Annotated in this window: 12 protein-coding genes and 2 tRNA genes; 1 reads left to right on the top strand and 13 read right to left on the bottom strand. The window is 53.6% G+C overall.

Features of this window, described 5'->3' with window-relative positions; all coding sequences use genetic code 11:
- Positions 1–31: 31 nt before the first annotated feature.
- From COO92_RS16720 to COO92_RS16710, 3 genes are all read right to left on the bottom strand, one after another.
- A complete protein-coding gene (locus COO92_RS16720; RefSeq protein ID WP_022733584.1) occupies positions 32–1,123 on the bottom strand; it encodes a TRAP transporter substrate-binding protein in 1,092 nt (363 codons plus the stop codon).
- 276 nt (positions 1,124–1,399) lie between these two features.
- Positions 1,400–2,491: a TRAP transporter substrate-binding protein gene (locus tag COO92_RS16715; RefSeq protein WP_101303942.1), complete on the bottom strand. Its 1,092-nt coding sequence runs from the start codon at positions 2,489–2,491 to the stop codon at positions 1,400–1,402.
- 157 nt (positions 2,492–2,648) lie between these two features.
- Positions 2,649–3,167 carry a hypothetical protein gene (locus COO92_RS16710; protein WP_101303941.1) on the bottom strand — a complete coding sequence of 173 codons (519 nt, stop codon included), beginning with the start codon at positions 3,165–3,167 and terminating at the stop codon, positions 2,649–2,651.
- A gap of 241 nt (positions 3,168–3,408) precedes the next feature.
- Between COO92_RS16710 and COO92_RS16705 the strand changes: the two genes are divergently transcribed.
- Positions 3,409–4,734, top strand: a complete 1,326-nt coding sequence (locus COO92_RS16705) for a globin-coupled sensor protein (RefSeq protein WP_101303939.1) — start codon at positions 3,409–3,411, stop codon at positions 4,732–4,734.
- 134 nt (positions 4,735–4,868) lie between these two features.
- Here the strand turns inward: COO92_RS16705 and COO92_RS16700 are convergent, their stop codons facing one another.
- From COO92_RS16700 to COO92_RS16655, 10 genes are all read right to left on the bottom strand, one after another.
- Positions 4,869–5,789 carry an energy transducer TonB gene (locus COO92_RS16700; RefSeq protein WP_101303938.1) on the bottom strand — a complete coding sequence of 307 codons (921 nt, stop codon included), beginning with the start codon at positions 5,787–5,789 and terminating at the stop codon, positions 4,869–4,871.
- A 1-nt stretch (position 5,790) separates the two neighbouring features.
- A complete protein-coding gene (locus tag COO92_RS16695) occupies positions 5,791–6,198 on the bottom strand; it encodes an ExbD/TolR family protein (RefSeq protein ID WP_101303937.1) in 408 nt (135 codons plus the stop codon).
- Entirely contained in the window at positions 6,195–6,584 is a 390-nt protein-coding gene (locus COO92_RS16690; protein WP_101303935.1) for an ExbD/TolR family protein, read from the bottom strand. The genes COO92_RS16695 and COO92_RS16690 overlap by 4 nt, the downstream gene beginning before the upstream one ends.
- Positions 6,585–6,606: 22 nt before the next feature.
- Positions 6,607–7,494, bottom strand: a complete 888-nt coding sequence (locus tag COO92_RS16685) for a MotA/TolQ/ExbB proton channel family protein (protein WP_101303934.1) — start codon at positions 7,492–7,494, stop codon at positions 6,607–6,609.
- Between the two features lie 268 nt (positions 7,495–7,762).
- Positions 7,763–7,838: transfer RNA gene (locus COO92_RS16680), tRNA-Lys, on the bottom strand.
- Positions 7,839–8,095: 257 nt separating this feature from the next.
- Positions 8,096–8,171, bottom strand: a tRNA-Lys gene (locus tag COO92_RS16675).
- A 152-nt stretch (positions 8,172–8,323) separates the two neighbouring features.
- A complete protein-coding gene (locus COO92_RS16670) occupies positions 8,324–8,827 on the bottom strand; it encodes a peptidylprolyl isomerase (RefSeq protein WP_101303932.1) in 504 nt (167 codons plus the stop codon).
- 62 nt (positions 8,828–8,889) lie between these two features.
- Complete coding sequence (coaD, locus tag COO92_RS16665) at positions 8,890–9,417, bottom strand: pantetheine-phosphate adenylyltransferase (protein WP_101303930.1); 528 nt, start codon at positions 9,415–9,417, stop codon at positions 8,890–8,892.
- A gap of 11 nt (positions 9,418–9,428) precedes the next feature.
- Positions 9,429–12,233 (bottom strand): DNA gyrase subunit A, encoded by a 2,805-nt coding sequence (gene gyrA / locus COO92_RS16660; protein WP_101303928.1) that lies wholly within the window; start codon positions 12,231–12,233, stop codon positions 9,429–9,431.
- 165 nt (positions 12,234–12,398) lie between these two features.
- Positions 12,399–13,394, bottom strand: a complete 996-nt coding sequence (locus COO92_RS16655; protein WP_101303926.1) for a DMT family transporter — start codon at positions 13,392–13,394, stop codon at positions 12,399–12,401.
- Positions 13,395–13,674: the final 280 nt, after the last annotated feature.

Genomic DNA, 13,674 nt, shown 5'->3' with positions numbered 1-13,674 from the left:
CATTTTGCATGAATTGGACCGTCCTGACAGATCAGCGGGCGAAGACTTTTGCACGCTGCAGCAATGCGGTTGCCTCGAATTCCTTACCATACGGTGCGGCTTTTTTGGCAAAATCCATCATCGACGCATAGATACGACCATTCAGGTCGTTCTTGTTCGCGATTTCTTCGACTGCGGCCTTGGACGCATCGGCAAAGGCAAGGATCAGATCGTCGTTGAAGTGACGGATTTCCGTCCCCTTATCAAGGATCGCCTGATAGGACTGAACGTTATTGAACGCAAAGTCGGCAAGGGTCTGATCGGTATTGGCCTGTGCGGCGACAGCAACGATTTCGCGTAAATCTTCTGGCAGCTCGGCAAGTTTGTCCTTGTTGATAAAGACTTCAATGCCCGAACCCGGTTCGGCGAATGCCGGGGTGTAGTAATATTTGGCGACACTTGCCAACCCGAACGCATAATCGTTCCAAGGGCCGACCCATTCCGCGGCATCAATCGCACCCGACTGCAAGCTTGGAAGAATGTCGGAAGCCGGAAGCAGGGTCGGATTTGCACCGAGACGGCGCATGGCTTCGCCACCGATACCGGCATAGCGGACTTTAAGGCCCTGAAGGTCGTCAACGCTGTTGATTTCCTTATTGAACCAGCCACCGGCCTGAAGGCCCGTGTTACCCGCAAGGAACGGCTTGGCGTTGAACTGGGCGTAAAGTTCATCCCAAAGTTCCTGACCACCGCCAAAGCGCAGCCAGCCGGAAAGTTCCCAGCCCATCAGGCCAAACGGAATGGTGGTAAAGAACGAAACCGCCGGGTCCTTGCCAAACCAGTAATACGGGGTGGCGTGTGCAAGGTCAGCAACGCCCTGCTCAACCGCATCCATGCATTCAAGGGCCGGAACCAGTTCACCCGCACCATAAACGGTGATGTTCAGACGACCACCGGACATTTTGTTCACACGCTGTGCAAACAGTTCACCATTGGCACCAAGGCCCGGTGTGCCCTTTGGCCATGGCATCACCATGCGCCAATTGATGGTTTCTTCGGCTTTGACGATGGCTGGTGCGGCGGCAGTCGCGGCAAACGCGCCCGCTGCGACACCAGCACCGCTCAGAAACTGACGACGTTTCATTGTGGGGCTCCCAATCTTTTATTGGCAAATTTTTTGCGTTAAACGATCACGAAGGTAATTTCGTAACCTTACATGCGACCAAAGTTACGGTTTTTGCCGCCCCCAACAATTCATCTTTGCGGGATGCTGCATCACGCGCCTTGCATGGCATTTACATTTCTTCCCCTCAGTTCACCCTGCGGTTTCCATGCGAAAGGGGCGGCCACATGGCCGCCCCTTTGTCTGACGGGACTTAAACGTCCCCAATATGTGGTTCGTACGATGCGCTTTTTGGGCTTAGAAGCCCCAGACTTTCGCGCGGTGCAGAAGACCGGTGGCCTCAAACTCCTTGCCGTAGCGTGCGCCCTTCTTGACCAGATCAAGATAGCTTGCGGCAATGCGGCCAGACAATTCATCCTTGGCGGCAATTTCATCAACAGCGGCTTTGGACTGTTCGGCCAGCGCCATGATGACTTCATCAGGGAACTGACGGACTTCAACACCCTTGTCGATCAACGGCTGATAGGACTGCAGGTTATTGAAGGTAAAGTCGGCAAGGGTGTTTTCAGAAATCGCCTGTGCAGCATAGCGAATGATCGCCTGCATATCAGGTGACAGACTGTTAAATTTGTCCTTGGAGATGAAAATCTCAAGCCCGGGTCCGGGTTCGTGGAAGGCCGGGGTGTAGTAGTATTTGGCAACCTGATACAGGCCAAATGCCAGATCGTTCCATGGGCCAACCCACTCGGCTGCGTCAATCGCGCCACTTTGCATCGCAGGCATGATTTCGCCCGGCGGAATCATGGTCACGTTTGCACCGACACGGCGCATGGCTTCACCGCCCAAACCGGCATAGCGCATTTTAAGGCCCTTAAGGTCCTCAAGCGAATTGATTTCCTTATTGAACCAGCCACCGGCCTGCATGCCCGAGTTCCCGGCATAGAACGGAACAACATTGAATTCGTCGTAGGCTTCTTCCCACAATTTCTGTCCGTCGCCAAAGCGCAGCCAGCTGGACAATTCCCACGCGGTCAGACCAAACGGAATGGTCGAGAAGAAGTTCAGCGCCGGATTTTTACCCTGCCAGTAATACGGCGTACCGTGGGCCATTTCGACCACGCCCTGTTCCACCGCATCCATGCATTCGAACGGCGGGACGATTTCACCACCGCCAAAGACGGAGATGTTCAAACGGCCCCCCGACATTTCCTTAACCATGGCGGCGAATTTTTCCGCATTGGTGCCAAGACCCGGCGTGCCCTTTGGCCAAGGCATCACCATGCGCCAATTCAGGCTTTCCTGCGCAGAAACAACTGCCGGTGCGGCAACGGATGCGGCAACCGCGCCGACACCGACACTGGCCCCTTTAAGGAACTGACGACGTTTCATTGGAATCCCCTTAAATTCTTATAATTTGGTGGTTTTTTGCGCGACCACCGACGTTCGTTGGGGGATTTTGGCTAAAACAGGCGTGGGTTTCCACTATTTTTGCGAAATCGGTGAATTATTTTTTCATCGACGTTACGGAAAGCAGGGCTTAGGCCCCCTACCCGATATAACGTTGATAGTCGGCAACGAACTGTTCGGGCGTTCCGGCACCAAGCGGGGTGTTGTAATACTGCTTCCAATAAGCCGCGAGTGCATTGATATCGTTTGGATCAGACGGCATTGCAGCGGGGGCGCGGTAATAGCGAATACGACACATCGCCGTTGCATAGGCCAGATTGGTCGCAAGCTGGCTCGCCTTATCAGGCTGATCACCCGAACCGGTTGACGACGCCAAAGCCGGACTGACGGCAAGATACGCATCGACCTTTGCCTTTAACGCCGCCCGGCTGGAATAATCGAGATAGTTTTCATAGCAATCATTTAGCGTGGCGGGCTCCATCTGATAAATGCCCATGGCCGGGCCACCGCCGACTTGCTTGATGAAATCGCCCAGATGACTTTCATGGGCGGCGGTCCCCATGATCAGATTTTCGGCCACATCCGGAGCAGACAGATCCAGCGCGGCAAGAACCGGCCGGACAACGAGGGTACGTAATTGATCGGGATTAATTGGCATTTTCGCACCTTTGCGATCTATGTGAATGAAACCATCAGACACACGACGCGGCAGGTCGGGTTTTGGGAAAAATTTCAGCCCGTTTTGACGTTTTTAACGTCTTTCAAAGGTCGAACTATCCTAACGGAGGGCGAAACGACATATCAACGTATAGTTCACATTGAAAATAAGAACCCAACCTAAAATTACTGAGGGATATCCAATCGTATAGAGCACATTTTGCCGCCTTGGGGGACAACACATGCATCCGGAAATTCGACGCCGCCTTGAATTTATTGATTTCAATGAAACAAAGGCCAAATTGCTTAGAAAAGCGTGGCCAGTCATTGATAAGAACATCGCGCCAATTCTGGATGTGTTTTACCAAAAGGTCATGGGACGCCCGGACCTGGCCAAGATCATTGGAGACCCATCGAACATCGACAGCTTAAAGAATGCGCAGCGTAAACATTGGGGAAAGCTGTTCGAGGGCACGTTTGATGATTCGTTCTATGAAGATGTCCGGCGTATCGGCAAAGCCCATGAACGCATTGGTCTGACGCCAGAGTCCTATGTCTCGGCCTATAATTTCATGCTTGGCGAAATTACCTCCCTGCTGTTGAAGCATTTCCGCAAGGATGCAGATGTATCCATGATGGTGGTTGCCGCGACCAATGCCTTACTGGTTGATGTGGAAATGGCCATCACGGTCTATTACGAGGAAACCCAGAATACCTACAACCGCAAACTTCATGACATGTCGACCGAGTTTGAAACAACCATTGGCACCGTAGTTTCCGCGGTTGCGACATCTGCTGACGAAATGTCGCATGCGTCAAACACGCTTCTTGCCAGCATGAATGAAACCCAGTCCGAAGTTGAAAAGGCACGCGGTGCCGCGGAAATATCGGCTGATAATGCCACGACCGTTGCCGGGGCGGCAGAAGAACTTGATAGCTCCATCCGTGAAATATCCAGTCAGATTTCACGCGCCTCGACCATATCAAACGAGGTGGAAGCATCGGTCAAATCGACGTCCGATACGATCGAAACCTTAAATACCGCAGCAGAGCAAATTGGTACTGTAGTTGATCTGATCGATAAAATTGCCAGTCAGACCAACCTTCTGGCCTTAAATGCGACGATTGAGGCTGCCCGCGCGGGTGAAGCCGGCAAAGGCTTTGCCGTGGTCGCAAGCGAGGTCAAGAATCTTGCCAATCAAACCGCCAAGGCAACCGGCGACATCACCGAACAAATTGATTCTGTTCAGGCAAGCACCGGTGCAGCTGTGACGGCGATCCGTGAAGTCGCGGGGCAAATCGGTGCGATTGTTGATGCCGTAACCGCTATTTCAGCCGCCGTTGAACAACAGGCCGCTGCCACCACCGAAATCAGCGGCAACATCAATACAGTTTCCTCGGCCAATCGGGATGTGAATACCAGCCTTGAAACCGTCAACGGGACGGCCAGCAGAACCAGTTCCGTCGCAGCGGAGGTGTCCGAAGTTTCGAAAACACTTCAACGCAATTCTGAACAGTTGCGTGCTGATGTTGATGCCTTTGTCAAACGTCTGACATCTAACGACTAAGCACGGCCCAAATCCATCAGCATCCCAAAGCAGGCGCAAGGAACGTCCTCCTTGCGCCTGACGTCGTTTTACCGTGCAGATGTTAGACGTAGAACTGTCGCCCCTATCAAGGGTGCCACAGGGCATCTATCGCATTAACGAATATTGTAGATCACAGGAATCGTCAGCGTGATCCGTTCTTCGATCATGTGCTCGGGAAAGGGCGGGAACTGTTTGACGCGTTCGATCATGCGTTGGGTTTCCCGATCCAACAGTTTTGATCCGCTGCCTGAAATCATCTCGAACACTTCAATCGATCCATCCTTGGCGATCACAACACGGATGCTGTTCTGGCCCTCGATCCGGCGGCGTTTTGCCCGTTCGGGATACTCGCGGTAGCGGTTGAGCATCTGCACGACCGACGATTTATAATCAACCATGGCTGCCCGGCTGGCGGCCCCGCCACCACTGCCGCTTGATGAACTGGCAGCCTGGCTTTGCGCGACCTCGCCAACCGTCCCTTCGGAGTGGCTGGAATTGGTTGCCCCGGCGGGTGGTGTTGGTGCCGGTGCCTTTTGCGGTTTGGGGGCTTCGACCTTTTTCACCGGCGGCTTTGGCTTCATCTGGACCGGCAGCACATCGGCAAGTTTTTGAACCACGACCGGCTCTGGCTCTGGCTCAACGATTTCAGGTTCGGGTTCCGGTTCTGGCACCGGTTCAGGTTCGACGACTTCTTCGACGACCGGTTCTGGTTCGGCAATTGGCTCAGGTTCTGCGACGGGTTCTGATTCCGGCTCCGGCTCGACCACTGGTTCGGGTTCGGGCTCTGGTTCCGGCTCGACCTCTTCAACCGGTTCTTCGGCCATACGGCTTTCGACAGAATCGGCAGCCTGCTGATCTGTTTCGGTTTCACCCGTCGTTGCCTGCCCGGCACCAAGCGAGATGCTGATACTTTGAATAGACCCCGCCCCGCCCCAGCCAGACGGCTGTGGATCAGGCATCGCCAAGACGACACCCCCGGCAAGAACAAGCCCGGTCAGCCCGGTTGCAATCAGGAAATCTACGCGTTTTGACATATCATTCCTGTTCGGCTTCCATCGCGGTCATCAACTGCACTTTATCGATGCCAAGTTCCTGCAACCGTTTAAGCAATGCGACGACCTTTACGCCATCTGTTTCACGATCAGCGCGGATTTCCACAGGACGACCGATATAATCAACCGGCAAGAAGGATGACAGGTTTTCAAGCGTGCCTTTCTGATCATCAATGCCGACCTCGCCCGCCTTGCCGAACCATAGAACGATGGTGTCTTCGGGCTGGATTTCCGCCGTCTGGCTTGCTGGTGGATTGACGTCAAAGGGCCCTAGCTTTTGCAGGCTGCCGGCAATCATGAAGAAAATCAGCAGCAGGAACACGATGTTGATCAGGGGCAGCATCGGTTCCTGAACCGGACTGTCATCAGCAATCTGAATACGGCGCTTCATTCCACAAGATCCACATCAGTAACGCCACCCCGGCCCAGCGCATCCATCACTTCGACAAGATGTTGCAAGTTTACCCCGTTGATCGGGCGCAAGCGCACCGGCGCGTTGGCGTGATCCCGCACCAGCATCGGAGCCAGCGCACTCAGAGATACAGCTTCGCCATTCAGGGATAGCTTACCGTTTGCATCAACATTGATGGTCACGGGGCGGACATCGCTTTGACTGGTCGATTTCCCGTCCGTAATTGCCACCGACATCTCAAAGCCCTTCCAGTCAAGGAAGCTTGAGGCCAGCATGAAAAAAATCAGCAGGATGAAGACGACATCAATCAGCGGCGTCAGACCGATCATCGGCGAAGAACCGCGATTACGTTCACGCAATTGCATAGGGCGTATCCGGGATGGGTTTCTATTCAGCTGCGTGACGCAGCTCTGCGACGTTGGAAGCCGGTGCGTGTGCCTTGTGCGACAATTCATTGCGATTGACCACGATGGTACAGACGTCTTCCATAACGGCCGCTGTACGGCTGATAACGCCCTGCATCCACATATGGAACGCCGTTGCCGGGATCGCCACGACCAAACCGATTGCCGTCGTTAGAAGTGCCAACCAAATACCACCAGACAATATCGACGGATCAATGCGGCTTCCCGCCCCTTCCATCTTCTGGAAAGCGTCGATCATGCCCATCACGGTCCCCAGAAGCCCAAGCAGCGGACTTAGGACCGCAACGGTCGACATGATGCGTAAACCACCGCTAAGGCCGTCCACCTCTTTGCGTGCGCGTGCAGCAATCAAATCAGATGCCGCTTCACGCTCGGACGGGGACGCAACCGAAAGGCTCATGCCCGAAAGCCCGATACGTGCCGCAGGATGACGGCGGCGCGCCATCAGTTCGGCGGCTTTGGCCTCATCACCATTGATCAGGTGGCGTTCAACATCACCAACGAAACCGTCCGCAAACACACCACGGCGCAGGAACCCGACAAGTTTGTAAAAGAACACCACCAACCCGATCAGGGCCATGGCCGCCAGAACCCAGCCGACAACACCCGCACGGTCCACTTGCTCAATCAACGGCAGCCCTATCAAACCATCGCCAAGAAAGCTTGTCTGGGTCGTAGCTGTGGTGTCGACCGGCAGCCCTGTACTTGGGTCGACCAATACGGTTCCGTCCGCAGCAAGAGTTCCGGTCGCGGGTACATCGGCGGTCGCCGCCGGCGGGTTTTGCAGCACGCTTTGCGGGGAGCCTTGTGCATCACCGGATGTGACCTGCGGATTTACGGGTTCAGGCATGTGTCTATTCCGATCAAATATGTGATCATCACCGGAGACCCTGCTCCGGTGCGGGTGAAAATGATTTGCATTCTTTACATGAAATAGAATTGCGATGCAATCGCAACAGAACAGTTTTGCAGCTTTTTCGTGCATATCAGCGTCGCACCTCGTGCGCAGCCAATTGCCGTTACAGACAAAACAAACGGCAACAAAGACGGGGAAATAAAGCGGGCCAAAGCCCGAATAAGCAAAACCCCCGGAACGTTTGGTTCCAGGGGTTTTGAAATGGTGAGCCCGACAGGATTCGAACCTGTGGCCAACTGATTAAAAGTCAGTTGCTCTACCAACTGAGCTACGGGCCCTCAACGTTGGTGAGCGGCGTTTTAATGGGACTGGCGTCATCGGTCAACCCCCCTTTTTAAAGGAAATTGCATGCCTGCCATTCCGCCTGCAGAAAAGCTCCGAAAACCGAGCGTTTTTTCCATCAAAAAAACAGCCCCCAAATGACATTTCAAACGCCTGATTAAAACGTAAGGTAAACAGGTGCTTGGCCCCGGCAGGATTGAAAAGTTCCGGAAAAGAAAAAACCTCCGAAACCGAAAAGGTTTCAGAGGTTTTTTGGTGAGCCCGACAGGATTCGAACCTGTGGCCAACTGATTAAAAGTCAGTTGCTCTACCAACTGAGCTACGGGCCCGTCGTGTTGGTGAAGCGCGTTTTAATGGCACAGGCGGCGCTGGTCAACACCTCTTTTCCATATTTTCCCGCTTTTTATGCTTTCAGGCCCTAAAACGCGAAAGCCGCCCCACAAAGGGACGGCTTTCGGTTGCAATTGATCGGGTCGCGCGCTTAGCTGGCGTCGGCTGCAACCTGCATTTTGATAATGTGATCCGGATCAGCGACCGAGCCATTGGCCCAAGGCGCACCTTTCTTGATCATATCGACATATTCCATGCCTTCGGTCACCTGCCCCCAGATGGTGTATTGGCCATCAAGGTGCGGTGCATCGGTAAAGCAGATGAAAAACTGTGAGTCTGCACTGTTCGGATTGGCCGAACGGGCCATGGAAACAGTGCCGCGACTGTGATGTCCCTTGGAAAATTCGGCGTCGAGTTTCTGGCCGGAGCCCCCGGTGCCGTTTCCATCAGGATCACCGGTCTGGGCCATAAACCCTTCGATCACACGATGGAACACCAGTCCATCATAGAACCCCTCGCGGGTCAGTTCCTTAATACGGGCCACATGATTGGGCGCAAGGTCGGGGCGAAGCTGGATTACAACGCGGCCATCTTTCAGATCAAGATAAAGCGTGTTTTCCAGGTCCTGCGCACCGGCGTCGTTTGCGTTGGACATGGTTACAATTCCTAGTGCGAGTACAAATAGCGATAAAATACGAATAAGACGCATGGCCTGCGTTATTCCTTTTCCTCTGCCAGCTTCTGATGCAGGCGTTTGAGCACGTTGGCAGGGACGAATTCAGTAACGTCGCCCCCCAAACGGGCAATTTCCTTCACAAAGCGCGAAGAAACAAACTGCTGCTTTTCAGAAGCCATCAAAAAGACGGTTTCAACTTCCGGGGACAGCCGGGCATTCATCCCGGCCATCTGGAATTCATATTCAAAGTCAGAAACAGCCCGAAGTCCACGGAGGATCGTGCTTGATCCGTTTTCTTGGGCAAACTGCATCAAAAGCGAAGAAAATGGCTTTACCGAGGTACGGGCAGCAACCTCGCCCCCCGCAGCCTTAAGAGCCTCTTCGACCAATGTGCAGCGTTCGTCGACACCGAACATGGGACCTTTGCCGGCGTTGATCGCAACGCCGACAATAAGCTTGTCCACAATTCGGGTCGCACGACGAATAATATCCATATGCCCCTGGGTAACCGGGTCAAAGGTGCCCGGATAAATCCCGATACGTGAGGCGGTAGCAGACATTTCAGTCATCGAACTTCCAATTAATCGTCGCTGTCCACACCATCGGATTCCGGTGCATCACCGGCATCTTCGGCTCTTGTCGGCACGGCGTCATCGGTGATTTCGACGGCATCTGCGACACCTTCGATCAGACCTTCTTCGCCCTCGATTTCGTCATCACCACCAAGATTTGACAAACGTTCAACAGCAACGACTTCTTCGTCCTGTGCTGTCCGGAACAGTGTCACACCCTGTGTCTTACGACCGGCCATGCGAATGTCATGGGTTGGCATACGAATGACCTTGCCACCATTGGTGACCATCATCAGTTCGTCGCCTTCTTCAATCACGAAGGACGCGGCAACGTCGCCATTACGTTCAGACATTTCGATGTTGGCAAAGCCCTGACCGCCACGACCGGTTACACGGTACTCGTAGGCCGAGGTCCGCTTGCCATAGCCGTTTTCCGTCACAGACAGGATCATCTGATCGCCGCTGAGAATTTCCTGATAGCGTTCTTCGGACAATAGTTCGAGCGGAAGGCTATCCGCCGTGATTTCTTCGCGACGCAGTTTACCTGCGATCGAAAGATATTCACCGCGTTCTTCCATCGAAACATGGTTGCCAAACAGAACCGACATCGCGATGACTTCGTCTTCGTCTGCCAAACGGATACCACGGACACCAACCGAATTACGGCCGGTAAACACGCGTACGTCCGTCACACGGAAACGAATGCATTTACCCTTGTGGGTGGTCAGCAAGATGTCGTCATCATCGGTACAGGTCTGAACCGCAATCAGTTTGTCGCCACGATCTTCTTCAAGTTTCATGGCGATCTTGCCGTTCGATTTCACATTCACGAAATCGGCAAGACTGTTACGGCGCACATTCCCAGTCGATGTGGCAAACATCACATGCAGGTTCGGCCATTCTTCCTCATCCGGAAGTGGGAGAACCGTGGTGATATATTCGCCCTCAGACAATGGCAGCATGTTCACAAGGGCCTTGCCGCGCGATTGCGGAGTTCCTTGCGGCAGGCGCCAGACTTTCATTTTGTAGACCATCCCCTCGGAGCTAAAGAACAGCACCGGGGTATGGGTATTGGCAACAAACAGTTTGGAAACGAAATCTTCTTCGCGGGTCGCCATGCCTGAGCGCCCCTTGCCACCGCGACGCTGTGCGCGATAGGTCGAAAGCGGAACACGCTGGATATAGCCAGTATGAGACACGGTCACCACCATGTCTTCACGTGCGATCAGATCTTCGATGTCATGTTCAAAGTCGCCTTCCTGAATTTCACTACGACGTTCGTTGGCGAACTCGTTGCGCATTTCAGTCAGCTCATCCTTGAGGATCGTCAGCTTCCGCTCACGCGAGGCCAGGATATCAAGGAAGTCTTTGATTTTCTCACCCAATTCGGTCAATTCGGCCGCGATTTTATCGCGTTCGAGACCGGTCAGGCGATGCAGGCGAAGCTCAAGGATCGCACGGGCCTGTGCTTCAGACAGGCGATACTGACCATCGGTCGAGCCCACCTGAAGCGGATCGGCAATCAGTTCGATCAACGGCACAATATCGCCAGCCGCCCAATCACGCGCCATCAGCTGTTCACGCGCAATCGTCGGATCAGCAGCAGCCCGGATCAGTCGGATAACTTCGTCAATATTGGCAACCGCAATCCCAAGACCCACGACAACGTGGGCACGATCACGGGCCTTTTTAAGAAGGTGGATGGTCCGACGCGTAATGACTTCTTCGCGGAATTCGACGAATGCCTGAATGATTTCCTTCAGGTTCATCAGTTCCGGCTTGCCCCGGTTCAGGGCCAGCATGTTAACGCCAAACGACGTCTGCAACGCGGTAAAGCGGAACAACTGGTTCAGAACCACGTCCGAATTGGCATCACGTTTAAGTTCGATCACCATGCGTACGCCTGAACGATCAGACTCATCGCGCAGATCGGAAATGCCTTCGAGTTTTTTGTCGCGCACCAGATCAGCGATCTTTTCCATCAGGCTCGCCTTGTTCACCTGATAGGGAACTTCGGTGACGATGATGGCTTCGCGGTTGGCACGGACTTCTTCGACATTGGTGCGGGCCCGCATGATTACCGACCCACGGCCGGTTTTAAATGCAGAATGGATCCCCGAACGGCCCAGAATAAGCGCGCCAGTCGGAAAATCCGGACCATGGACGAATTCCATCAGGCCTTCGATGGTGATTTCCGGGTCATCGACATAGGCCATGCAGCCGTCAATAACTTCGCCAAGGTTATGCGGCGGAATGTTGGTTGCCATACCAACCGCAATACCACCCGCACCATTGACCAGCATGTTGGGAAAACGTGCTGGCAGAACCGATGGTTCCTTGGTGGTTTCGTCATAGTTGTCGCGGAAATCGATGGTGTCTTTATCGATATCTTCGAGCAGGAAGTGCGCGGACTTGGCCATGCGGGCTTCGGTATAACGCATGGCGGCGGCTTTATCGCCATCCATGGACCCAAAGTTGCCCTGCCCGTCGATCAGTTGCAGGCGCATGGAGAAGCTTTGCGCCATACGAACCATCGCGTCGTAAATCGCGCTGTCGCCGTGCGGATGGTATTTACCCATCACGTCCCCGACGACACGGGCCGATTTACGGAATGGCTTGTTATAGTCAAAACCGTTTTCATGCATGGCGTACAGAATACGTCGGTGCACCGGCTTCAAACCGTCTCGGACGTCAGGCAGCGCACGGCTGACGATCACGCTCATCGCGTAATCGAGATAGCTTCGGCGCATTTCTTGTTCGATGGATACCGGGAAAATATCGCGGCTCTCGGAATTGGTCTCTTTGGTGGACAAAGGCCGTGACCTCTTAAACGCTTGATCTGAAATGATTCAATCGGCGTGACACGTACCTGTTTTCAAGCACATGCCGGACCAGAAAGGCGGAAAGTATCAGGTTTGTCGTCGACAAACAATATTGACAAATCCCATCTGTCCGCATTGGACGACAAAGTTCGGTTTTTATCGCTTATTTTGGCTTTTCGTACTGACCTGACTGGATTTTTCAAGGGTGTCTTTTTCCAGCACCGGCGCAATCGGATCACCTTGTGTATCACTGTTTTCGACCCGTAGCGATTTTCGTGTGAATCGCACCTGAGATGCTGCAATCCCGGCAAGAATAATCACCATCGCCAGGATCGCGGTTGGCTGGGGCACTTCGCCCAGAACAAGGAAGCTGATCAAAACCCCGACTGCGGGCACAAGATAGTTATTAAACACCAGAAAACTGGTGCCCGCTGCGGCAACCAGTTGCAGGATCAAGAACATCGCAATGCCGGTCGGAAACACGCCAAGATACATGATCGAAAGCGCGCCTTCGACATCCCATGTCATGGTCCATGGCTGATCAAGGATCAATGTAAACGGCATCAGCATCAGGGATGCGAATGTCAGGATGACAGCCGTTGACCCAATGCGCGGCTGATCGCGCAGGTTCCGGGTGATCAGCGATGACACGGCATAGCCGACTGCGGCAATCAAAATCGCCAACTGGAACAGGAACTCACCGCCCAACCCCGACAGGGTTTCCGGCCCAACCAGAACAACAACCCCGATTGTGCCGAGAATAATCCCGACCACCTTGCCAAGTGTCAGTTTCTCATCGGCGGTAAAGAAGTGCGCAAGCACCACAGCCGTCAGTGGGACGGTGGACATCAAAATGGCTGCCAGACCGGCATCAACCTGGGTTTCGCCATAGCTGATCAAAAAGAACGGTATGGCGTTACCAATCAGGGCAATGAAAAAGGTCGAAACCCATGCTTTTTTACCCTTGGGCAGTTCGGATTTACGTACCCATGCAAATCCCCACAGCACAAGTGCGGCAAACGTCAAACGTCCGCCTGCAACCACCAGTGGCGAATAGGCATGAACGCCAATTTTGATAAAGGTGAACGAGCTGCCCCACATACCGGCCAAAAGCAGCAGCAGAACATATTCGCGAATTCCCGGACGTGTCATCTTCAGAGCCTGTTTTTGCCATATTTATTGGGCTTTATAACAACGGCAATAAAACCGGATTACAGCGTTAGAGGTCAGGCATCAAAGAATCAAGAAAATAGCGGCACGGGCTTTGCCCCCATAACACTTTGAAGCTGTGGCGTTAACGCCCCTATCGGAGCATGAAGGCCAACAAGCGACGTCAAACCCCGCCTGCAAACGCGCGCCGTAAAGACGGCATAGCTTACGGTGATTGGGATGATGACCTAGAACATAATCGGAAAGATCGAGAAAAATGCTT

Origin of the sequence: Thalassospira lohafexi, from assembly GCF_002844275.1 — a bacterium.
Taxonomy (GTDB): domain Bacteria; phylum Pseudomonadota; class Alphaproteobacteria; order Rhodospirillales; family Thalassospiraceae; genus Thalassospira; species Thalassospira lohafexi.
Note: the sequence above shows the minus strand (reverse complement) of the source record. Positions and strands in the feature narration are given on the sequence as shown.